Below are 23,589 nucleotides of genomic sequence, written 5' to 3'. Positions count from 1 at the left end.
ATAATTTGACAAAAAAAGAACAAAAAAAGGTATGAATAGTTGAATTATGGTATCAAAGTCTATTTTGATCAATGTACTTCATTTTCAAATGACCTTAAAAAAATTACTTTTTTTGTTTTTATGTACCTTTCCGGCTTTTCTCAAAGCTCAAGAGATTCAGAGGCTCAGCTTGGATGAACTGATACAGATAGCTTATCAGAACCAGCCTGCCCTCAATATTTCTCTTTTGGAAAGGGAAATTATGGAGAACAATGTCAAATCCTCTCTTTCCGGGTGGTTACCTCAAGCTGGCTTGGACGCTGATTATTTCAGGTATTTTGAGCAACCTGTAGCCATCTTTCCTGATTTCAATAACCCAGAATCCGGAGCAGTCCAAGAGGTTCGAACCGGTGTTCCTTTTAACAGTAACCTGAATTTTTATATCAATCAGCCCATTGTCAACAATGACCTTTTTAGAGCCAAAGGGCAGGCAAATCCACTTAGGAATTCAGCAGAACAAAGTCTTGAATTAGTGAAAATTGATTTGAATGTAAATACAAGTAAGGCATTTTTTGAAGCTTTGCTCAGCCAGGAAGAAATTAAAATTCTGCAAGAGGATATCCAAAGGCAGGAAAGACAACTCAAGGACGCCAAATCCCTCTTTGAGGCAGGGATTACGGATAATATTGATTTCAAAAGAGCTTCTATTACACTCCAAAATTCAAGATCAGCACTATTCCAAGCTAAAGAACAATATCAAATCAGCCTTGCGAGACTCAAAGAAATTTCAGGAATTCAGACTGATTTTCAGATAGAATTGGATTATGATTTAAATGAATTAACCGAAAAAGTTTATTTAGACACATTAGAAGGGGTGAACTTTGATAAAAGGTATGAAACCAAATACCTGCTTTCGCAGAAAAGCATACAGGAAGCTGAGCTTGCCTATGCCAGAAGAACCTACCTGCCTGATTTAAATGCTTTTTTCAATTACAATATCATTTACCAGACTTTGGATGGGAGCCAATTATTCAATACCGCATTTCCAAACTCACTGGCAGGATTCCGCCTTGCCTTCCCCATTTTCCAGGGAGGAAGAAGAAATTATCAAATCAGAGCAGCAGATCTCCAGCTCAAACAACTGGAGGTAGCTCAGAAAGAACTGCAGCTTCAGGTCAGCCGTGAACACCAAGAAGCACTGAGTGCATACAAAACCTACCTCTATCAATGGAAAATTCAGGAAGAGAATAAAAAAACAGCCGAGGAAATATATCAAACCATTAGCTTACAATATGAAGAAGGGATCAAAAATTTTCTTGAAGTAATTCAAGCAGAAGCTGACTTACGTACAAGTAGAATCAATGCAATCAATGCGCTATTTCGGCTCATGGCAAGTAAAATCGATCTTCTAAGGGCCAGAGGGGAAATTTTAACAGAGGAATTATGAGAAAAAAACTGACCATAAATATCATCTCATTAATCATTTTTCTTGTTGCTGGTAATTCCTGTAAAAATGAGAATACAGAGAAATCTCCCGAAAAAGTAACAGTAAAAGAAGCTTCATTGGAGGAGGTACATTTTTCCCGAAACTTCCCAGCTACTGCCGTAGCCTTAGAGGAAGTAGAATTGAGAGCTGATGTAGTGGGGTATATCACCGGCATACATATTAAGGAAGGACAACAGGTAAAAAAGGGGCAACTTCTTTACCAGGTTGATCCTACACGCTACCAGGCAAGAAAGCAGCAAGCCGAAGCTGCAGCTTCTATTGCAGAAGCAAATCTCGAAAGAATTCAAAAAGACTTTCAACGCTATGAGCGTCTGAAAGCAGAAAACGCTATCGCTGCACAGATATATGACAATGCTACCGTCGAGTTGAGAAATGCGGAACAGGAGTTAAATGCTGCTAAGTCAGAACTCGAAAACACCAATATTGACCTTCAATATGCAAGTATTTATGCGCCTTTTGACGGCACCATAGGATTCAGTCAAGTAAGAATGGGGAGCTTGGTCAATCCGGGTGAAAGTTTACTCAATATCATCTCTAGAGATAATCCTATGGGAGTTGACTTTTATCCGGAAGAAAGATATTTGGGTAAATTTCAAGAACTGGCCTCTTATCCGAAAGTACTCGAAGATTCCATTTTCAGCATCAGGTTGCCAGATGGTTCCGATTATCCAATTCCGGGAAAGATAGAAATCTTGGATAGAGCAGTCAACAGAAATACCGGCACTGTACAGATCAGGTTGAAATTTGACAATAATGAAAGTAAAATAAGACCTGGAATGAGTCTCACATTGTTTGTAAAAGAAACTGATAACGAAAAAGTAATCCTAGTTCCCCGGTCTTCACTTAAAGAGCAAATGGGAGAGTTTTCTGTCTTCGTGGTCGAAGAAAATATTGCCAAACAGGTCAAGGTCAAGCCTGGCCGAAACTACATGGACAAAACAGTTATTTTGGAAGGGCTGGAATCTGGTCAAAAAGTAGTGGTCAAAGGAATCCAAAAGATAAAAGATGGTGACGAAATAGAAATCATCGAGGAGGAAGACAGATGATAGCAGATATTTTTATCGAAAGACCGAATACGGCCATAGTCATTTCCCTTTTCATCTTGCTTTTGGGTATTTTGGCGATCAATACCCTTCCTGTATCTCAATATCCGAACATTACCCCTCCCGTAATTCAAGTCACTGCTACCTACACAGGAGCTGACGCAGAGACTATCGAGCAGACTGTCATGACTCCTTTGGAAACAGAAATCAACGGGACCCCAGGAATGGCCTATATTGAAAGCACTGCGAGCTCAGAAGGAAGGCTTACCATGAATATTACCTTTGAGGTAGGCACGGATATAGACGTAGCGGCTGTGGAGGTCCAGAATAGAATTTCTGTGGCAGAACCCCTTCTGCCGGAAGAAGTGAGGAGGTTGGGCATAGTGGTGAGAAAAAGAAACCCAAGTATTTTATTGATTGTCTCTATATTTTCTCCCAATGGAACCCATGGAATAGATTTTTTAAATAATTACACAAATATTTTTGTCAAAGATGAGCTCTTACGCGTTCCAGGTGTGGGGGACATTTTTGCCCGTGCAGAAGATTTTAGCATGAGGGTATGGTTGAAACCAGATAGACTCTCTCAGCTTGGAATTACAGCAAATGAGGTAATATCAGCCCTTCAAGACCAAAACTTACAGGTGGCGGCGGGTCGGATAGGCGCTCCACCACAGAGAGATTTTCAGGCTTTTGAATATAATGTTTTTACCAATGGAAGACTGCAGACCGCTGAGGAGTTTGAAAATGTAATTCTCAAATCAAACCCAGATGACAATGCATTGGTCTATCTCAAAGATGTAGCAAGAGTGGAATTGGGGCGTTTTGATTATGCCACCAATAACTTTACGGACGGGTATCCGGCTGCCTATTTATTGGTTTATCAAACTCCCGAGAGTAACATTTTGGAAACGGAGCAAGGTATAAGAGAAACCATGGAGCGTCTAAAGGCTAATTTCCCTTCAGACTTAGAATATGTCATCCCCTTCGAATCTGCTTCTGTAGTTTCCGAATCCATCAGTGAGGTCGTAAAAACTCTGCTTATCGCTTTAGGTCTTGTAATTTTAGTGGTTTTTGTTTTTCTCCAAAACTGGAGGGCTACCCTCATTCCAATTCTTATTATTCCAGTCTCCATAATAGGAACATTTGCTCTTTTTATTCCTCTGGGATTTACCATCAACACCCTAACACTTTTTGGCTTTGTATTGGCCATAGGCATCGTAGTAGATGATGCCATCGTGGTGGTGGAAGCTACTTCAGCGATCATGGAGAAAAAAGGAGTTTCTGCTAAAGAGGCGGTTTCTGAAGCTATGAAGCAAATTTCAGGGCCAGTTATTGCCATGTCCCTGATTGTGGCTGCAGTATTTGTGCCTGTCGGCTTTATTCCCGGCATCATAGGTAGGCTTTATCAGCAATTTGCAATGGCAGTTGCTGTTTCAGGATTGATTTCAGGGTTTGTTGCACTCTCACTTACCCCTGCGTTATGTTCCCTTCTGCTTAAGCCCTCCAATATCAGTGAAAAGTCTAAGGGATTGAACCGCTTCTTTTTCCATTTCAATAAGCTCTTTGAAAAACTTCAAAAGAGGTACGATTCTGCAGTGGAATGGAGCTTGGGAAAAGTAAAGCTTTTTGTCATTTCCCTACTGATTCTTGGAGGGATTACATTCTTCCTTTTTCAGATCAAATCCACAGGCTTTATTCCAGTTGAAGATGAAGGGAGATTATTTGTGACCTTCGAACTTCCCGAGGGAGCTTCCACAAACCGGACTCTCATAACCATCAACAAACTCATGGAGATTCTCAATGAGCAGGAAGAAGTTCTCCATTTCTCAGGCGTAACCGGCTTAAATGCTGTGAATTTTGCCACGAAATCCAATTCCGGGACAGTCTTTACACAACTTACCCCTTGGGGAGAAAGAAAAGGAAAGGGGCAAGGTGCATTTGAAGTCAGGGATAGGTTGGAAAAAATCCTAGCTGCCGAAATTCCAGAGGCAGAAGTGGTAATTATTGCTCCTCCAGCAATTCCTGGCCTTGGAAGTACCTCAGGCTTTACCTTTATTTTTCAAGAATATGACAACAGTGGAGATATAAAAGATTTTGAAAGTAATCTCCAAAACTTTATCGGGGAAATTAATGCACATGAAGATATAGGTTCAGCTTTCAGTTTTTTCAGCGCCAGCACCCCGGCCTATCAAATCAACCTAGATAGAGAAAAAACAGCTCGGCTAGGCATCAATATTGGAGAAGCATATCAGACAATGAGTTCCTATTTGGGTAGTTTTTATGTCAATGATTTCATTCTTTATAACAGGAACTTCAGGGTACTGGTGCAGGCAGACTCCATGTACAGGGAAAACCCGGAATCGTTGAGTCAGTTCTTTCTCAGAAATTCATCGGGTGGACTTACTCCTTTAAGTAATCTCACCGAAGTAAAGCTCATTGAAAATGCCCCATTGATCAGTCACTTTAACTTATTTCGCTCAGCAACCATAAATGGAGAGGCGGCCCAAGGTAAAAGCTCAGGTGATGCCATCAATGCGCTGGAAGAAGTCGCTTCCAATCAACTTCCCTCTGGTTACGGGTTTGAATATTCGGGCATTACACGAGAAGAAGTGGCTACCGGCAGTAGTACCCTTTTGATATTTGCACTTTCCATAATATTCGTATTTTTATGCCTTACGGCATTATACGAAAGTTGGTCAGTACCATTTTCAGTACTGATGGCAGTTCCTACAGGAGCCTTTGGGGCGATAATTACTTTGCTGCTTGTACCCAGGTTGGAAAACAATGTATATGCCCAAATCGGTCTATTAACCCTGATTGGACTTGCTGCAAAAAATGCCATTTTGATTGTCGAGTACGCCAAAGAACGGGTAGATGGAGGTATGGGTATAAAAGAGGCTGTTATTGAAGCATCTAAGTTGAGGCTAAGGCCAATAATCATGACTTCCTTGGCTTTTATTCTTGGTATTATGCCATTGGTTTTTGCTGGAGGTGCAGGAGCATTGGCAAGACAAACAATAGGTTGGACTGTATTTGGAGGAATGACGACAGCTACCATAATGACATTATTTATAGTTCCGGTTCTCTTTGTCCTGATTACAGGTTGGGCTTACTCTGAAAAAGAATTGGCAGCCCTTAAGGAAAAAAGAGACTCCTGACAAGCAGTGCTTTGAGCCTTGCGTTTTAATAAAAGCATTTCACAATAGCCCAAGCATATTGATTCCTGTTTTTTGATTATCTTGAAAAAATTAGCAAATCAATCCTATGACCCCTCTGAGTTCTTATTTCCTTCTTCTGGTAATCATGGTTTTCAACTCATTCTCATCACAAGCTCAAGAGCGTCCCAGAGAGCTGGGCATCAAAATCGGTGTACTTCCAAGTGGGGAACAAAACTCCATTACAGATGTCTCGGGAGTAAGCGTTGGCCAGCTTACAAAAATTCAAGGCGATCAGATAAGAACAGGAGTTACCGCAATTTTGCCCCATCAGTCCAACCTGTTCCAAAATAAAGTACCTGCTGCTGTATATGTTGGCAATGGTTTTGGAAAACTGGCAGGTAGTACCCAAATTGAAGAACTGGGAAATATCGAAAGCCCAATTATCCTGACGAATACACTCAGTGTAGCAGCTGGTATAGAAGGGATAGTCAAATACACCCTGGCAGAATCAGGTAATGAATCTGTTCAATCTGTAAATGCTGTGGTCGGAGAAACCAATGATGGTTATTTGAATGATATCAGAGGTATGCATGTCTCAGCAGAAGATGTAAAACAAGCAATTCTTTCAGCCAAATCGGAAATAGTAGAAGAAGGTAATGTAGGTGCGGGGACCGGTACAGTTTGTTTTGGATTTAAAGGTGGGATAGGTACCAGCTCCAGAAAATTGCCCGACAATTTGGGAGGGTTTACGGTAGGAGTTCTGGTTCAGACCAATTTTGGCGGAGTGCTTCAATTCAATGGTGTACCCTTGGGAGAAGAGTTGAATCAATATACCTTTAGAAATCAACTGGAGTCTGCAGACGGATCATGCATGATTATAGTAGCCACGGATGCACCGGTCAATGAAAGAAACTTAAAGCGCATGGCTGAAAGAGCAATGCTCGGCCTGGCGAGAACTGGGGGAATTGCATCTAATGGTTCTGGTGATTATGTGATAGCATTTTCAAACTACCAGGGAAATCTAATTCCACATCAATCGAAACCTTATGAAAAACAAGCCGTGCATATGTTGGCGAATGATGATATGACCTCTCTCTTTCTGGCTACAATAGAAGCCACCGAGGAAGCTATTATCAATTCACTTTGGGCCGCAACAGATATGAAAGGAAAAGACGGAAGACTCATCAAAGCCCTACCAAAAGACAAGACAATGGAAATTTTGAGAAAATATAACAGATTACCCTAGTAGGATCATAGCTTTTCAAGGTTATCCAAATAGTATTCTGCCTGATTCAATATTTCTTCCTTATCCTTCATTTTAGACCAAGTCCTGTACATCATGCCGATCCTCGGATTTTTGGAAAGTTTTTCCTCATGCCTATTGTAAAAATGCCAGTACAAGCTATTGAAAGGACATGCATTTTCACCTGTTTTTTTGCTTTTTGAGTAATGACATGAACTGCAGTAATTGCTCATCTTATCTATGTAATTTGCTGAAGAAACATAGGGTTTTGAACCCACAATCCCTCCATCGGCAAACTGGCTCATTCCTCTTGTATTGGTAATTTCCACCCATTCAATGGCGTCAATATAAATCCCCAGATACCATTCGTCCAGCTCATCCGGAGAGATCCCTGCCAAAAGCGCAAAGTTACCCGTAACCATCAATCTCTGAATGTGATGGGCATAAGCATGATCCAGGGACTGGCCAATTGCATGCTTCATACAGTTCATTTTGGTATCCCCTGTCCAAAAATATCCAGGTAAAGAATTCTGGTGACCTAAGTAATTAAGCTCCTTATAATCCGGCATTTTTGCCCAATAAATACCTCTCATATATTCTCTCCACCCTATGATTTGCCTGATAAAACCTTCTACTTGGGCAATATCAATAGCATCTTGATGTTCATACCAGTATTTTTCAACCTTTTCCACCACTTCAAGAGGGCTGATCATTTTTGAGTTGAGGCCAAAGCTCAGTCTGCTATGGAAAAGAAAAGGATCTTCTGTATGCATAGCATCTTGATATTTCCCAAAGCTGGGCAAAAGGTTTTCGCAGAAATAATCCACCAATGCAAGGCTTTCCCTTCTACTTGCAGGCCAGCTAAAGTTTTCTGAATCTATTTTCCCTATCGTTTGGACCCCTGATTTTTCCAGCAAATCCACAAATTCTGTTACATCCCGATCCTTGAGTAATTGCGGCTTTAGAATAGAAATATCTTTGAGCTTGTTCCTATTTTCATGATCATAATTCCACTTTCCCGTCAGAGGCTCCTTACCATCCATAAGAATGTCATGTTTTTTTCTCATTTCCCGATAAAAGGATTCCAACAAAAAGGTTTTTTTACCCTTAAAAAATTTCTCCAAAAAATCCCTCTCCGTCATAAAATGCTCTGAATCATAAGGATTTGAGCTAATTGAAAGTGATTGACAAATTTGTTTCAATTGCATGTCTAACCTGTATTCATCAGGCAATTGATATTCAAAATGCTCGAAACCATGTTTTTCAACCAAATCAGTAATGTTCTTTTCAAGATCTTGCTGATTCTCTTTATCATCAAGTTTACAATAAATCACTTTGTGATCAGCTTTCTCCAGAGCTTCCCCAAAATTGCGCATGGCTTGAAAAAAAGCCACAACCTTTTGGATATGATGTTTGACATAGTCCGTTTCTTGCCTCATTTCCATCAGCACATAGGTCACCTCATTGTTTTTTTCCTTATACCAAGAATGCCTGCTGTTGAGCTGATCGCCTAAAATCAATCGTAATGTTTTTGCCATACTTTAAAAAATCAATTCTATTGGAATATGTTTCAAAAAAAGCCCCATCCTCACAAAGCATGAAAGACAGGGCTTAGGGGTAATCAAACAATTTAGTACTTGAAACAGGGCATCATACTAGCCTTTCTTCCTGAATTGGCCGGGTTGCCAACCAAGAATGAATACCTCATAGAGATCTCATGGGCTCCTCCGGTATTTGCCTGTCCCAACTGCGAAAGGGTAAAATCATAACTATATCCAATATCTATACCTCCTCCAAGAGATACTCCTACCAAACCAATAATCGATTCGGTATTCGGCATGGCATTACCCATTGTTGGAAGGCCACGGTACCATGCTCCGATAACCAAAGGCTGAAGATTGGCCTGAACTCCAAGATCAAGTTGATTAAAAGGATCCTGATGCTTGTAATTGAAGGCAAAAACCAATTCTCTTGCATTTTGAGTATTGTTCATGTATCTACTTGCAGTTCCTTGTGAAAGATCTACTTTCACACCCCCATGGGCAGATATTTTCATGGGCCATTGGGAAATCTGATCATCGATAAATGCAATATTGGGTTGGGTGATGTGATGCGCTGAAACTCCAAACCACCCCCATTCATTATTGTATAGTGCTCCGAAGTGAAAATCCGCATAGCGGTGTCTCATATCCAAAGCGAAAGATTCACCACTGTGATCTCCTATTCCACCAGTATTTGGATCTATCTGACTTCCAAAAACAAGGTGATTAAGGTTGGCATCTCTTGACACAAAAGAAGCCTGTGCACCGAATCTAAGAAAACTTCCAAACCCCAAACGTAGACGATAGGAATATGCCAACCCAATCTCAGAAGTACTCAGACCACTCATGGTCTCATTCATGCCATTTACTATGAGTCCTACGCCACTGTTAGCGCTAAAAAAATAATGATCAATATAGGCTGAATAGGCATTCAAAGAATGGTCCAATCCAGGCCATTGGTTCCTGTAATTGACCCCAAATCTGGTCATTTCTGATGCTCCTGCAAAAGCAGGGTTCAAATAGATAGGAGCAGCGTAGAATTGGGAAAACTGCACATCTTGAGCCTTGGAAACAAGACTGATTAAAAGAATCCCTATAGTCAACAACCAAGCTCTCATAATATCATCGGATGAGGGTGAGTGAACCTGTTTTGATTTCTTTTTCTCCATTTACCTTGGTAAATGAGATCTGATAGACATAGCTACCTCTAGGAAGCAACTTTCCTTTGTAAGTACCATCCCAACCTTCAAACTCCAATCCTGAGGAGGTATACATATGCTCTCCCCAGTTATTGAAAATATCCATCTTAAAGCTGCTAACTCCTTTCAACATCGGCTTGAAAGTGTCATTGAGCCCGTCCCCGTTGGGACTAAATGCATTTGGAATAGTAATCCATTTTTCTACTTCCAGTACATTGATTTCTTTACTTTCTACGGAGGAGCAACCGAATAAATCATAAGCCCGGAGTGTGACTTCGTATAGACCTGGCTTTTCAAAGACATGAATAGGGTCTTTTTCTGAATTTCCATTCCCATCTCCAAAATCCCATTCCCAAGCGATAAATTCCTCTGAAATTTCACTTTCAAATAATAGGGGTTCGGAAGTAAATACTTCAGATTCGGCGTTGATTTCCAGCTTCCTCACTTGGAAATCCACTCTCAACCCTGTTTGAATGCTTTGATTGTCCAGGCGAATTTTATGATTTGTCTTACAACCCATCGCATCTTCCACCTCAACACTTATTTCACGCATATTGGAAGCCTCAACTTCCTTAATGTCTTTGCTTCCATCAGACCAAAGAATTGAATAAGGGCTTTGGCCTCCTGCTACATTTACCCAAACATAAGTTTTGGACTCTCCGGTACTGCAATCCATGTCTACCGAGGACTCCAAAAATGCAGTAAGCTTTGCAGGTTCGTTCACCTCTACGGTTCTGCTTACAGTACATCCTGACCCATCACTTACTTTTACAGAATATTTACCTGCTTTGAGAGCATTGAGCTTTTCGGAGCTTGCTCCGTTATCCCATTGAACGGTATAAGGAGCCACACCTCCTGAAATAGCTATTTCTATCTCTCCATCTTCGCTTCCAGCACATTGGATGTGTTGGACTCTTACAAGCTCAAGGTCAATCACCGAAGCAGTAGATACCACCTCATAGGTTCTAAATACACTGCATCCCTCTTCATCTTGGATGGTGACTTCATAGATCCCTGCATCTAATCCACTTAGATCCTTGCTCGTTTTTCCATTTGACCACTGATAAGAAAATTTTCCAGAACCACCTTTTACATCCAAAAATATTGCTCCCTTTTCATTGCCAGTACAGCCGATGTCTTCAATGGCTTCACTTACTTCAATCCCCTCTGACTCTTGTCCTATTTCAAAAGAAATAGTGATATCACAATTCAGGTGGTCTGCAACAGTCACTGTGTAGCTACCTGGGAGAAGTTTGTCAGCCTCAAGCTCACCCTGCAGTCCATGACTCCAGGTAATTGTATAGGGTTCTCCTCTTCCAAATTTGATTTCAATTCTCGCACTGCCATCAGCACTGCTACCGCAACTAGCATCTTTTTTCTCTTTGAGGTCTACAATCAATGGCAATGGTGGCTGCACTACTATTCTTTCTGTAATTGTTTTCCCCTCATTATCTGTAATGACCACAGTATATGTTCCCGAAAAAAGGTTGTAGCGATTTTGAACAGTATCGTTGTTGTTCCATTTAAAAGTATAAGGCTCCACTCCTCCACTTACCCCAAGGATGATATGCCCTCTGTCTTCATGTGAGCAAAGGGCCAATTTTCCCGATACAGCAACTTCCAATTTTCCAGAGGGTACATTTTCTGTTCTCTGCCCACTTCCATTTTCTTGATTTTTATCCCTTCCCTGAGCAAGGGTATCTTCCATAAATACAATTGCCAATACCCCTATAAGGAATATTAAAAATGTTGGCAATTTGTAGTTTTTGATATTCATGGCTTCAGTATTGAAATCCCGTCTAACAACTCAGTTTGAACTTTATAAAATGTATTTTAAAATGCTATTTTCGTTTTTAATATTTTAGAATATTATTTTTTGTACAAAGTAGATATCAAAATGATCTTTTTATTTTCTACCCTATACAATCAATTAATAAAATAAAATGGTGATGTTCAAACTTTTTACGTATAATTTTCAGGCCTCTGATTTAGCAGAAAAAATGGAATTTTAGGCCAATAACTACTATATCCATTATTTAATATAGCAAGAGATTTTTTGTGGATATCAAATGAATTTCTTAAACTAAAAATTAATTTTTTGCTCTGAAAAATAAATTTCAATTCAGGAAATTTTTTTAGAGCTATCTCGAATTAGTACAACTAATTTTAAAAGATTTTGGACTAAAGGCCAATTAAAGGAAATAAAGGGTTTCCCGGCCTAGGAAAAAGAAAGTTTTGTTGAATGTAAAAACTCAAAAATGAGCTAAGCTAAAATCAATAATGAAAGCATGGGATGGTTCTTGCTCTTTGATTTCTGCTCTTGGGATCTCCCCACAAAAAGGAATAGCGAACGGAAATTTCATGTGCTCCCCCACTATTTCTTATATTCAATTTCGAGACTGTAAAGTCATAGCTGTACCCTATGTCCACACCTGTTGGCAATGAAACACCCACTAAGCCAATAATGGCTTCATTATTTGGCAACCTGTATTTTGTGGGAAGCCCTCTGTACCAAACTCCCACTACCAATGGGTCTAAAAATAATTGCGCACCTACATCAAGTTGATTGAAAGGTGCCTGTTGTTTATAATTGAAGCCTATAGAAAGAGATCTTTCCTGGTAGGTATTTGTAAATGTGTTATTGATACCTCCATACCCCAAATTGAAACGATACCCTCCATGTGCTGAGTATTTTACAGGCAAGGCACTGATCCCTTCATCCACAAAGGAAACATTAGGCTCGGTAATATTATGGGCTGCAAGACCCAGCCATGCATTCTTGGTGGTAAAGAGCGTTCCAAAATGATAGTTCATAAATCGATGGTTGTAATCCAGTGCAATTCCTGAAAGCTCATCATCAATAGCACCAATTGAGCCACTGCCAATATCAATCATAGAACCAAAAATCAAGTCTCCAAAATAAGCATCTCTTGAAATGAAGCTAGCCTGTCCACCAAACCTCCACTGAATGTCCTCGGATATTTTGAGGTTATAGCTATAAGCAAGACCTACCTCATTGGTTGCTAACTGGGCCAGACTTTCTCGGTTGCCATTGACAATCAGGCCAATTCCACTATTATAATCAAAAACATAATGATCGATGTACGCAGAGTAGGAGTTAAAAGAATGGTTGAGACCAGGCCATTGGTTTCTGTAATTCATCCCTATCCTGGTCAGTTCCGAGGCACCTGTCATTGCCGGATTCAAAAATATTGGGGCAGCATAAAATTGGGAAAATTGAATATCCTGGGAATTTACTTCCCGGCTAATCAATATTCCTAAGAATATGATCCAAAAAACACGAAGGTAATTCTTAGCCATAATAGCCTCTGCCTTTTTATAGACTGCTTTTCAACAGTATACAATTTAATCCAAATGCGATGATAATTTTGAAATTACTAGGGCGAGGTATGGGCTTATACAAATGATATACTCCAAACACAATCTTATCAAACTTCACATTCAAGCGTGAATATAAGTTGTTTTTTAGAATTTGATTCCTTTTTGTTTTTAAATTTTGTATAGCTTTTCTCACAACACAGACCTATCTCCAAATTCATGCCAATGAAAAGACCCAGTCAAAAACCGGGTCTTTTTGAAAATAATTACTACTACTAGGGTTTACCGCTATCCGATCATTTCCCTGTAGCAAATGTACTTATTTAGTATTACTCTTTCAATCTTTTTACCGAATTATAAATTTGATAATGAATACTTTACACTCAAATTCCCAAATCAACTTGATGCCTTAAAATATCCTCAAAGGTCTCTCTTTTCCTGATCAAAGATGCCTTGCCGTCCAATATGAGAACTTCCGCAGGCCTAAACCTTGAGTTATAATTGGAAGCCATACTGAAACCATAAGCACCGGCATTTTTAATGGCCAGAATATCACCCTCCTGTACTTCTTTAAGTTTACGGTCTGCAGCAATCGTGTCAGTCTCGCATATATAGCCAACGATGGTATACACTCTTTCGGGGCCTTCAAGTTTGGAAATATTTTCAACTCCATGGTAAGCGTCATACATCATTGGTCTGATCAAATGGTTCAAACCTGAATCAACACCTACGAAAGTTGAGGCAGGAGTGGATTTGATCACATTTGCCTTAACAAGCAAAACGCCGGACTCACTGACCAGAAATTTTCCTGGTTCAAACCATATTTCCAACTCCCTTCCATACTCTTCACAGAAAGCTTTAAAGGCTTCTGAAACTCTTTTTCCAACTTCTTTGATATCCGTAGAGATGTCACCAGGCTTGTAAGCCACTTTGAACCCCCCTCCAAAATCAAGAAACTTGAGGTCTTTGAATTCCCTGGCTGCATCAAATAGGATTTCCGCTCCTTTTAGAAACACATCAGCATCCAAAATATCAGATCCTGTATGAACATGTAGCCCTATTACATCAAGTTCATAGGCTTCTACAACTTTGATGACATGTTTTAGCTGCAAAATGGAAACACCGAATTTGCTATCAATATGTCCAACAGAAATTTTGGCATTTCCTCCTGCAAGAATGTGAGGGTTCAAGCGGATACAAACAGGGACAGAATTCCCATATTTTGTTCCAAAGTGTTCCAGCATTGGGATATTGTCAATATTGATCATTACTCCCAGCTCAACAGCCTTTTCTATTTCAGAAAATGCAACTCCATTTGGAGTATACATAATTTCCTCAGGGGCAAAACCTGCGTGTAGACAAAGCTGGACCTCTTCAATAGAGACTGCATCTACGCCTGTCCCTGACTTTTTCATCAGCTTCAGAATATTGATATTGGAAAGCGCCTTAGTAGCATATTTGATCTTTAGCTTAACACTTGAAAAAGCATCCTGTAGCTGCCTTACCTGAGCTTGGATTTTTTCACCATCATAAACATACAGTGGACTTCCATGCTCCTTTACTAGGTCTAGAAGGTCTACCCCCTGAATTTGGTATTTCTGATCTCTTATCTGCATTAGGTTCAATTTAGTCGACAAAGATAAGGATAGACAGGCAATAAAAAAGGGAAGCTAAAGCCTCCCTTTTTATCTGCTTAAGTTATTAACTTAGATTAAGTAATCAAGAAACAAACATCATGTGATAAAAGTATTAAAATGTCATCTTTAGACAAAGATCCGACTACCTGAATGGCTGTTAAATATTGTTAAGTGGCTAATTTGGCCTGTTTTATCGTTTAAATTTGTACCATGTCCAAAACCCAAATGAAATTAATTATCCTACTGATGGCCTTTGCAAGTCTGGGGTTGATAGGGTTTCAATACTATTGGGTAAGCAATGCGCTCAGGATAAATGAACAGAGATTTGAGCAGAATGTATACCAGGCCATGTCCTCCGCTATCAGTCAGTTGGAAAATGATGAAACCAGGGATATGTTTCTTTCTATTCTCACTACAGATACTACCCTTCAGAAGTCTCTCTTCGAAAAAATCGAACCCATAGAAGTCCAAGTAAGACAAAGGCCGGTCAATAATAGACGGAGGCCTTCAGTGATGGATTCCATGATGAGACAGCCAATGCCTCAGGTAAGCCAGAGATTTAGGAGATTGGTAGAATCAAGAGGTGTAGACCCAGATCTTTTTACAGATTTGGATAATTTTTTCACCTATCTGACTGCGGATATAGCCGGGAAAATTTTTACTCCCGATGAGATGGAAATTCTCCTTCAGGAAAGAGAAAGACAACTCCAATACCTCAGTCAAAATGAAAATTATTTCAGAAATAGGCAGAGTAATAGTTCAGAAGCAGACTATGTAGAAGAGTACAATATTCCCAAAGATGCTTTTGAAAAAATACGATACACCAATCTCAAGATTGAGGCTATGAACCAGGTCATGGAAGAATTGCTAGAAGGCCAAAAGGATATATTGGTAAGGGTGGATACTGCTCATGTTAAGGTTTTGGTAAAAAACCACCTCAAAGAAAGAGGGATTGAACAACAGTTTGACCTTGCAATTTTGAATGATAGGAATGAGCTGATCAGTATAGCTGCCAATATGGATCCACAAAAACTCAGGGCTCAGGGAGTTCAGGCACGCTTGTTTCCGTCAGATATTCTGGGTAAAGAAAATCACCTTGTAATCAATTTTCCCCATAAGAGGTCTTATATCCTGCAACAAATCTGGTTACCCGTATTAAGTTCTGTGGTTTTTATAGCGATAGTAATTTTTTGCTTCATCTACGCCATTCAGGTCATTATCCGGCAGAAAAACCTTTCGGATATAAAAAATGATTTTATCAATAACATGACCCATGAGTTCAAAACGCCCATAGCTACTGTAAGTCTGGCCATTGAAGCCCTGCAAGACCCTGAATTAATGAGTCAGGACTCTTTCCGTAAGAGATACTTAGGCATAATCAAAGATGAAAACAAGAGGCTAGGCACACAAGTAGAAAAAGTGCTTCAAGCTGCAACTTTGGATAAGAAAGACTTTAAGCTTAAAATGGAGACCCTCAACATGGAGGATATACTTCATTCAGCAAAAGACCACATTGAATTACAAGTTGAAAATAAATCTGGAAAAATCTCTCTTGAAACAGAACTAAAGAATCCACTTTTGGAGGCTGATGCATTTCACCTGACCCACATAATCAATAACCTGCTGGACAATTCCATCAAATATTCCAAAGAAAAGCCCATCATTCAAATGAGGGCTTGGGATCAAAATGGCAGTATTTTCGTAGAAGTTAAAGACAATGGCATAGGCATGTCCAAAGACACCCAGAAAAAGATTTTTGACAAGTTTTACAGAGTTCCTACTGGCAATGTACATGACGTCAAAGGGTTTGGACTGGGATTGGCTTATGTAAAAACAATGCTGGAAGCCCATAGCGGTGAAATCAGTGTCAACAGTGAATTAGGAAAAGGAAGTATATTTACCATCAAACTCCCCAAAAAACAATGAGCAAAGCAAGACTTTTAGTCGTAGAAGACGACCCAAATTTAGGAGATATTCTCCAAGAGTACCTCAACATGAAAGGTTACGATACTACTCTTTGCAGAGATGGTGAAGAAGGCTGGGCAAAATTCAAAAAAGATAAATTTGAACTGGCTATACTCGACGTCATGATGCCCAAAAAAGATGGGTTCACACTGGGTAAAGAGATAAAAAAGGTACAGGAAAACCTACCAATTATCTACCTCACCGCCAAAAACCTAAAAGAAGATATTATCGAGGGTTTGAAAATAGGGGCAGATGACTATATCACCAAGCCTTTCAGCATGGAAGAGCTTCTTTTGAGGATAGCAGCTATACTGAGAAGAACCCAAAAGAGCGATGAAATAGAAGCTCTTAAAATCTATAATTTTGGAGAATTTGAGCTGCATTATGACGAGCAATATATCAAAGGTCCAAACGGCGATCACAAACTAACTTCCAAAGAGAATGAACTGATCCGTTTACTGGCTTCCGAGGTCAACAAACTGGTCAACAGAAGCCATGCTTTGAAACAAATCTGGGGTGACGATTCTTATTTCAATGCAAGGAGTATGGATGTATACCTGAGTAAAATCAGAAAAATCTTGAAAGATGACCCAAAGGTTCAGATCATTACAGTGCATGGCGAAGGTTTCAAACTGGTCGTTTCAGGATGAAAAAAAGCCATTTCCAAACATCCGTGTACATAATTTTTTCTTTTTTCCTCTTCTCTCAATGTACTGAAAAAAAGACTGATGTAAATGAGGATAAGGAACTTGAATTTTTGTTTGAAGCTGATGGAGTACATTTGGAGGAACCTTTTCTCAACTTAAGTCCCGATGGAAAACTTTTCTTTTCATGGATAGAAAAATCAGATACTACAAACAAGTTAAAATACGCAGCATGGCAGGACAGCACTTGGTCTGAACCCATATTGATCGCAAAGGGGCAGGATTGGTTTGTAAATTGGGCAGATTATCCTCAGCTCGCAAGTTTTGACAATGGCAGCATGATGGCAGTATTTTTACAAAAAAGTGGCCCTGGAACCTTTGCGTACGATGTCATGATGACTTTTTCTGAAAATGGTACCGAATGGACCAAACCCACGGTATTACATGATGATGGAAGCAAGACAGAGCATGGATTTGTTTCATTGAGCCCCTTTGGTCAGGAAATGCTGATTACTTGGTTGGATGGGAGAAACACAGGTGGAAACGGGCATCATGAAAACCATCAACATTCCCATCAAGGTCAAATGAGTATCAGAGCAGCCCTCGTAGATAACAATGGCAATAAACTCAATGAATGGGAGCTTGATAATAGAGTTTGTGATTGTTGTCAGACAGGTTCGGCAATTACAGAAGAGGGGCCTATTGTGGTTTTTAGAGATAGATCAGAATCAGAAATCCGGGATATAGGATTGGTCCGGTGGATAGATAGTTCATGGACTGAAACAGAGCCATTGTTTATGGATTTGTGGGAAATTGCGGCTTGTCCGGTAAACGGCCCAAGAATAGTAGCTTTTGAAAACCAAGTGGCAGTGGCCTGGTACACCGCAGCAAAAGGCAACCCGGAAGTAAAATTGGTTTTTTCACAGGATAACGGAGCCTCCTTTTCCTCCCCTGTACGGATTGACCTAGGGAAAACAATTGGAAGGATAGCCCTTTGCTATTTGGAAAAAGATAAGGTGATGGTAACGTGGATGGAAGAAGTGAAAATTTTTGGCAGAACTGTAAGTATAGATGGATCCCTAGGAAAAGCCAGGGAATTGGCTTTTACCTCAGAAAAAAGATCTAGTGGATTTCCTCAAAGCGTTTTTGATGGAACTAATCTCTGGCTAGCTTGGACAGATGATCAAAGCGAAACAAAGAAAATACGGATCAAAAGAATAAACTTCAGTGAAGAGAACATTAAATAAAGTTATTCCAGTGTCAATAATGCCTCTATCTTTTGTTTAAAACCTTCAATTCTGGGAGACGGATAGAGAAACTCTGCCTTTAGCAGCTGTGAAAAAGTGCCCATATAATCTTCCTCAAAAAATCTCTTAATGGCATCATTGTAATATTGTAGTCCAGCCAACTCTCTTAATCCGATACTTGTCCCAAGCCCCCTATTCATATCCCTATCAATCTGACCCATATACTTTGGAGTGCTGGACATTGCAGGTTCTGTTTTTTTGAATTGTTTTTCAAATTCAGAAACAGAGCTCTGACCAATTATCAAACCTGTTTCGGGAAAAGTGCTCTCTATGATAAAAGGACTATTCCCCAACCCACCCAAGATATATACATGTGCTTCAGTTTCGATAATCTTGTAATTGAAGCTGTACCTGTCCAGTAGAAGGGCAAAAGCACCCGATCCGGACACACAGTCATATATTCCTTTATCAAGAGTTTTGGAAAAGTAAGCATGCGTTTCATATTGCTCAAGCAAAAGCCTGTGAGTGAGAAAAAAAATATCTTCAAGAAACCTCAAGCTATCATTTTGGGACTTAACCTGTCTTTTGTCGAGTTTTCTAAGGAGCTTTTTCCAGGCCTTGGATTCCAATTGCTCACCTGGATTTAAAGATTGAAGCAATAAAAAAGGATTATCCTGATGTTTGGTCAATAATTCTTTTTCAGCTTCATTCTGAAAAATCTGAAGTTCTTTTCCAACATTATTTTCCTGACCCTTGACCACTTGGGCAAGAAAGCAAAGTAAAATCAGGATGTTGGAGAAATATTTCATAGCTACTCTTCATTTAAACAACAAAGAATAGCCTAAAGTTAACAATTAATTAACATTGGGGAAATAAAAATGTATTTTGTTAACATTAAGGTAACATAAGGTGTGCTTTTAATGGTGGTGATAGGGTTCATTTCTTAGGATTGTAAATGCTCTATACAGCTGTTCGATAAAAAACACCCTTACCATCTGATGTGAAAAAGTCATTTTTGACAAAGAAATTTTTCCATCACTTCTTTCATAAACTGCCTCAGAAAAACCATAAGGGCCACCTATAACAAAAATAAGTTGCTTCAGACCAGCGTTCATTTTCTTCTGAAGTAATTCTGAAAATCCAACAGAGCTATGCTGTTTCCCGTCTTCATCCAAAAGAATAACCTGATCTGAAGGTTGGATTTTTTTCAAGATCAATTCACCTTCTTTTTCTTTTTGCGATTTTTCATCCAAGCTTTTGGTGTTTTTTAAATCAGGAATCACCTCAAAATTAAATTTCACATAATGTCCCAGTCGCTTACTGTACTCTTCCGACAATAATTGAATTGAAGAATGATCCGTTTTTCCGACGGCAAGTAATGTTATTTGCATACAACAAAAATAAGTTCTCTAATGACCCAAAAAAACAAGGAAACTGTATTTAGGCAGATAATTTCAAATTTTAAGGATAAACCACTGGCTTTTGGCAAACTTAAAGTACTCCTTTCGGAAAGTCCATCGATTATAAGAAATACCGCCAGTAAAAAAGTGCCTTATTATAATTGAGCTGAATTGCTCTAAAATGTATACCAACTGCACTATTAAGTTGTCTTAAGTCTAATTTATTTTTTTTCATAACTTTTTGATAAACAAAAGGATAGAAATACCACTTATCTAGCTACTAACCAAAACTGTTATTAATTATGAGAAAATTATTCGCCTTTGCACTTCTTGTGACATTTTTCGCAACCAGTGCATTCACCGCAAACAAAAATTCAACGATCTATGAAGAAAATGACATCGTTGATTTGGCTGTAGCCACTGACTTCCTTTCCACTTTAGTTGCAGCTGTTCAAGCTGGGGATTTAGTAGATGTTTTGAAAGGTGATGGTCCATTTACTGTATTTGCACCGACAAACGATGCTTTTGCTAAGCTTCCTGCCGGTACAGTTGAAAACCTATTGAAGCCAGAAAACAAAGCTCAATTGGTAGCTGTACTTACTTATCACGTAGTACCAGGCAAAGTCTATTCTAAAGATCTGAAAGATGGCATGAAAGCTAAAACTGCTCAAGGAGCAGAAGTTACTATTTCATTGAAAGATGGAAAAGCTATGGTCAACAATGCAACTGTATCATCTGCTGATATTGAAGCATCAAATGGCGTAGTTCACGTGATCGACACTGTAATTCTTCCTCCAATGTAATTTACAACACCAAAAGAAAAAGCCCTTCAGAAACTTGAAGGGCTTTTTTTATGCAATATATCCTTTACGCTTAAGGATGGTTTCCATAAATTTCTTTTCATTCTCGGAATTGAAAATTCTGAAAGGAAGATGAATAAATTGGGCCTTGGACATGGTCAGAATAAAAGCATCCTTTTTGACCTCTGCTTTTTTGATCATTTCCCATTTGACAGGCATACCCTGTTTGGTATTTATTTTCATCAAAATCTGCCTGCTATCAATTTCGTAGGCCATTTTTTCAAAGATCACCTTATTCTGCTCCATTTGTGTCACTCCGGCAAATTGAATCACCCAAAAAAGCCAGTAAATAACATAGGCTAATATCGCCATACTTATCCACCACCAAGAAGCTATCCAAAAATAACCACATGCAATAGCGATAGCAATTAAAGCCACCCACCATTGTTCTTTTAAGATATTTCCTAAACCTATTTTTATATAAGTACCTGTGTCCAGTTGGTATTTTTTTGTTTTGACTATCATCTGCTTTAAATTTCAGTGCGCAAATATCCTATTATCTGCCCTATTTCACAAATCAATCCGAAATGCTTCTGAATTTTTCGCCAAATCAATAATCATTATGCATTGTAAAAGGTTAATACATTGACTTCTATAATGAAATGTGTTAATTTAAAGCAAAATTGAAAAGTATGAGTAGCTTGGTCGTAGATTTAGTCTTGTGCGGTTTTGCCTATGTGGTGTTGATTTACTTTGTAGCTACCATGACAAAATCCAAAATATCAAGAAGAGGAAACAACAATGACGATGGGGATGGGGGAATCGAAGATTTCACACCTCCAAAAATTGATCTTCCTCCAGGTGTAATTTGGCCTGCCGATGGCCCAAAAGCAAAAACCCCTTCTGATCCTCTTGAAGTTTAGTTACACTCGTCACACACTCCCGTAACTAAAAGACTCACTTCTTTATTGACAAATCCATTTGGTAAAGTTATTTTAGGGAGTACTGCTTCTTCAATACACTTAGTTTTTCCACATTTTTCACATTTGAAATGAACGTGGTCATGATCATGATGATGACCATTTTCATGTGTGTGTGAACACAGGGCATATTTTGTTGCACCGCTGTCATCCAATACCTTATGGATAAGATCACTTTCCAAGAATGTCTTTAATGTTCGGTAGATAGTCACTCTATCATGGTCTCTTTGGAGTATTTCTTCCAGGTCAGCATGTGACATGGCACTTTGTTTTCTCGCAAAGGTCTCAAGAACATCTTTTCTGCAATTGGTTACTCTCAATTTATGTTCCTTGAGAATTATTTCAGCATTAGGAGACATGGGCTATTTCTTTTCTGTGATTTGTAAAAATAATTAATATTTCGGGATTCGAAACCCAATGTTTGATTGACTTCAAAGATGCTTTTTTCTTTCATGGTCAATTTATTAAGTAAAAATAAAACTAAGGGTTCTTGTAATGGTTTAGATAACTGAACTTAAATGCAAAGCTTCTTTCATAAATTAGCAAAGCAGTCTGTGTCAAACCAAATAATTTATTGTGGAAAAAAAGGAAATAATCATCATTGGAGGGGGGCTGGGAGGCTTGATCGCGGCGCGACTGCTTTCAAAGGCCGGCAGGGAGGTTTTACTGATTGAAAAAAAGACATATCCCTTTCATAGGGTCTGCGGTGAATATATTTCTAATGAAGTAAAAGACTTTCTGATCCAGGAAGAAATATTTCCTAAGCAATTCCAGCCAACTGAAATTTCTAAATTCCTCTTGAGTTCAATTCACGGAAATATTGCTGAAATGTCATTGGACTTGGGTGGTTTTGGTATCAGCAGGTATGTACTGGATGAATTTCTATATCAAAAGGCAAAAGCTTCCGGAACGGAATTCATGTTACAAACCCAAGTCGAGGATATCTTCTTTAATGAAAAGGAAGGGAATTTTTTCCTCACTTTGAATAATGGAAAAACGCTATACTCAAAGCATGTGATCGGAGCATTTGGCAAACGATCTAAAATCGACAAGAGCTTGGACAGGGATTTTATGAAAAAAAGAAGCCCATTTATTGGGGTCAAATACCACATTGAGACAGACTTTGATCCAGCGACTGTAGCACTACATAATTTCGAAGGGGGCTATTGCGGTATCAATCGGATAGAAGACAATAAATTCAACCTTTGTTATCTCGGAAGTGCAAAGCATCTTAAGAAATACGGGAGTATTCCTGAGATGGAACAAAACACCCTTTACAAAAACCCACATCTTGAAAACCTCTTTGAGAATTCAAGATTTCTCTTTGATAAGCCTGAAGTAATCAACGAAATCAGCTTTCAACCCAAGCCAATTATAGATCATCATATACTGATGGTAGGTGATGCAGCAGGACTCATTACGCCACTCTGCGGAAACGGCATGGCTATCGCAATCCATTCAGGGAAACTTGCTGCTGAATCTATAATCCGCTTCAAAGAAAGGAAGCAGATTGAATCCCACTATAGCACGAACTGGAACCAACACTTCAAACAAAGACTCTGGGTAGGAAGAAAGGTTCAATGGTTATTTGGGTCCTCCACATTTTCGGAATTCTCTGTTTCGATGATAAAAAATTCCACCTGGCTAGCCAAACAAATTATGAAAAGGACCCACGGAGAACCACTTCCAGCCAGCAATAAAAGCCTTTTTAGCCTTTAGAAGTTAGAAGATTAGTCTAACCCATATTTTCAGAACATAATTATCCACTTTCTTAACAGTCAAGTCTTCGTATTTGTATAAACCTTTGATTTATAGACAATATCCACTAAAATCATATTGATTCAAAACCCACTATAAATAGGTAATTGGCCTTGTTGCGGATATTCATATTTCAGAAGAAACGAACT

Annotated in this window: 19 protein-coding genes; 10 read left to right on the top strand and 9 right to left on the bottom strand. The window is 39.1% G+C overall.

Translation table 11 applies throughout. The annotated features are described in order from the left end of the window. Window positions 1–46 precede the first annotated feature (46 nt). The 4 genes from A33Q_RS18980 (at window position 47) to A33Q_RS18965 (ending at window position 6,933) form a co-directional block, all read left to right on the top strand. The gene (locus A33Q_RS18980; RefSeq protein ID WP_016255575.1) at window positions 47–1,426 is read left to right on the top strand and encodes a TolC family protein; all 1,380 of its coding nucleotides are present in this window, start codon (window positions 47–49) and stop codon (window positions 1,424–1,426) included. Further along, complete coding sequence (locus tag A33Q_RS18975) at window positions 1,423–2,532, top strand: efflux RND transporter periplasmic adaptor subunit (protein WP_009033093.1); 1,110 nt, start codon at window positions 1,423–1,425, stop codon at window positions 2,530–2,532. Before A33Q_RS18980 ends, A33Q_RS18975 begins: the two co-directional genes overlap by 4 nt. Then, complete coding sequence (locus A33Q_RS18970) at window positions 2,529–5,687, top strand: efflux RND transporter permease subunit (RefSeq protein ID WP_009033094.1); 3,159 nt, start codon at window positions 2,529–2,531, stop codon at window positions 5,685–5,687. Before A33Q_RS18975 ends, A33Q_RS18970 begins: the two co-directional genes overlap by 4 nt. 106 nt (window positions 5,688–5,793) lie before the next feature. Next, window positions 5,794–6,933, top strand: a complete 1,140-nt coding sequence (locus tag A33Q_RS18965; protein WP_009033095.1) for a P1 family peptidase — start codon at window positions 5,794–5,796, stop codon at window positions 6,931–6,933. Window positions 6,934–6,938: 5 nt separating this feature from the next. Here the strand turns inward: A33Q_RS18965 and A33Q_RS18960 are convergent, their stop codons facing one another. The 5 genes from A33Q_RS18960 to lysA form a co-directional block, all read right to left on the bottom strand. After that, window positions 6,939–8,468, bottom strand: a complete 1,530-nt coding sequence (locus A33Q_RS18960; RefSeq protein ID WP_040490704.1) for a cryptochrome/photolyase family protein — start codon at window positions 8,466–8,468, stop codon at window positions 6,939–6,941. Window positions 8,469–8,560: 92 nt separating this feature from the next. Continuing rightward, the gene (locus A33Q_RS18955) at window positions 8,561–9,589 is read right to left on the bottom strand and encodes a PorP/SprF family type IX secretion system membrane protein (protein ID WP_009033097.1); all 1,029 of its coding nucleotides are present in this window, start codon (window positions 9,587–9,589) and stop codon (window positions 8,561–8,563) included. 4 nt (window positions 9,590–9,593) lie between these two features. Continuing rightward, on the bottom strand, window positions 9,594–11,447 hold the full coding sequence (locus tag A33Q_RS18950) for a T9SS type B sorting domain-containing protein (RefSeq protein WP_009033098.1): 1,854 nt from the start codon (window positions 11,445–11,447) through the stop codon (window positions 9,594–9,596). A gap of 497 nt (window positions 11,448–11,944) precedes the next feature. Continuing rightward, a complete protein-coding gene (locus tag A33Q_RS18945) occupies window positions 11,945–12,991 on the bottom strand; it encodes a PorP/SprF family type IX secretion system membrane protein (protein WP_009033099.1) in 1,047 nt (348 codons plus the stop codon). Between the two features lie 401 nt (window positions 12,992–13,392). Next, entirely contained in the window at window positions 13,393–14,625 is a 1,233-nt protein-coding gene (lysA, locus tag A33Q_RS18940) for a diaminopimelate decarboxylase (RefSeq protein WP_009033100.1), read from the bottom strand. Between the two features lie 246 nt (window positions 14,626–14,871). Here lysA and A33Q_RS18935 point away from each other — a divergent pair, with 246 nt between their 5' ends. Genes A33Q_RS18935 through A33Q_RS18925 form a run of 3 tightly spaced genes read left to right on the top strand, consistent with a single transcriptional unit; the run spans window position 14,872 to window position 18,502 of the window. Continuing rightward, window positions 14,872–16,572, top strand: a complete 1,701-nt coding sequence (locus A33Q_RS18935) for a sensor histidine kinase (protein ID WP_009033101.1) — start codon at window positions 14,872–14,874, stop codon at window positions 16,570–16,572. Then, entirely contained in the window at window positions 16,569–17,261 is a 693-nt protein-coding gene (locus A33Q_RS18930) for a response regulator transcription factor (protein ID WP_009033102.1), read from the top strand. Before A33Q_RS18935 ends, A33Q_RS18930 begins: the two co-directional genes overlap by 4 nt. Beyond that, window positions 17,258–18,502: a hypothetical protein gene (locus A33Q_RS18925; protein ID WP_009033103.1), complete on the top strand. Its 1,245-nt coding sequence runs from the start codon at window positions 17,258–17,260 to the stop codon at window positions 18,500–18,502. Before A33Q_RS18930 ends, A33Q_RS18925 begins: the two co-directional genes overlap by 4 nt. 2 nt (window positions 18,503–18,504) lie before the next feature. On the opposite strand, the gene A33Q_RS18920 is transcribed toward A33Q_RS18925, so the two are convergent. Then, the gene (locus A33Q_RS18920; RefSeq protein WP_009033104.1) at window positions 18,505–19,311 is read right to left on the bottom strand and encodes a hypothetical protein; all 807 of its coding nucleotides are present in this window, start codon (window positions 19,309–19,311) and stop codon (window positions 18,505–18,507) included. A 108-nt stretch (window positions 19,312–19,419) separates the two neighbouring features. Beyond that, complete coding sequence (gene rlmH, locus A33Q_RS18915) at window positions 19,420–19,893, bottom strand: 23S rRNA (pseudouridine(1915)-N(3))-methyltransferase RlmH (RefSeq protein WP_009033105.1); 474 nt, start codon at window positions 19,891–19,893, stop codon at window positions 19,420–19,422. Between the two features lie 311 nt (window positions 19,894–20,204). Here rlmH and A33Q_RS18910 point away from each other — a divergent pair, with 311 nt between their 5' ends. Beyond that, window positions 20,205–20,705, top strand: a complete 501-nt coding sequence (locus A33Q_RS18910) for a fasciclin domain-containing protein (protein ID WP_009033106.1) — start codon at window positions 20,205–20,207, stop codon at window positions 20,703–20,705. 48 nt (window positions 20,706–20,753) lie between these two features. Here A33Q_RS18910 and A33Q_RS18905 read toward each other — a convergent pair whose 3' ends face one another. Beyond that, window positions 20,754–21,227, bottom strand: coding sequence for a YcxB family protein (locus A33Q_RS18905; protein WP_009033107.1), 474 nt, complete (start codon window positions 21,225–21,227; stop codon window positions 20,754–20,756). Window positions 21,228–21,394: 167 nt separating this feature from the next. Between A33Q_RS18905 and A33Q_RS18900 the strand changes: the two genes are divergently transcribed. Then, complete coding sequence (locus tag A33Q_RS18900) at window positions 21,395–21,625, top strand: hypothetical protein (protein WP_009033108.1); 231 nt, start codon at window positions 21,395–21,397, stop codon at window positions 21,623–21,625. Here the strand turns inward: A33Q_RS18900 and A33Q_RS18895 are convergent. Beyond that, the gene (locus A33Q_RS18895; protein WP_009033109.1) at window positions 21,622–22,041 is read right to left on the bottom strand and encodes a Fur family transcriptional regulator; all 420 of its coding nucleotides are present in this window, start codon (window positions 22,039–22,041) and stop codon (window positions 21,622–21,624) included. The genes A33Q_RS18900 and A33Q_RS18895 overlap by 4 nt on opposite strands. A gap of 217 nt (window positions 22,042–22,258) precedes the next feature. On the opposite strand from A33Q_RS18895, the gene A33Q_RS18890 reads away from it, so the two are divergent. Further along, the gene (locus A33Q_RS18890; protein WP_009033110.1) at window positions 22,259–23,401 is read left to right on the top strand and encodes an NAD(P)/FAD-dependent oxidoreductase; all 1,143 of its coding nucleotides are present in this window, start codon (window positions 22,259–22,261) and stop codon (window positions 23,399–23,401) included. The last annotated feature ends 188 nt before the right edge of the window (window positions 23,402–23,589 follow it).

The organism is Indibacter alkaliphilus LW1 (assembly GCF_000295935.2).
Classification (GTDB): Bacteria; Bacteroidota; Bacteroidia; order Cytophagales; family Cyclobacteriaceae; genus Indibacter; species Indibacter alkaliphilus.
The sequence above is the reverse complement of the archived record's forward strand: the minus strand, read 5'-3'. Positions and strand labels throughout refer to the sequence as shown.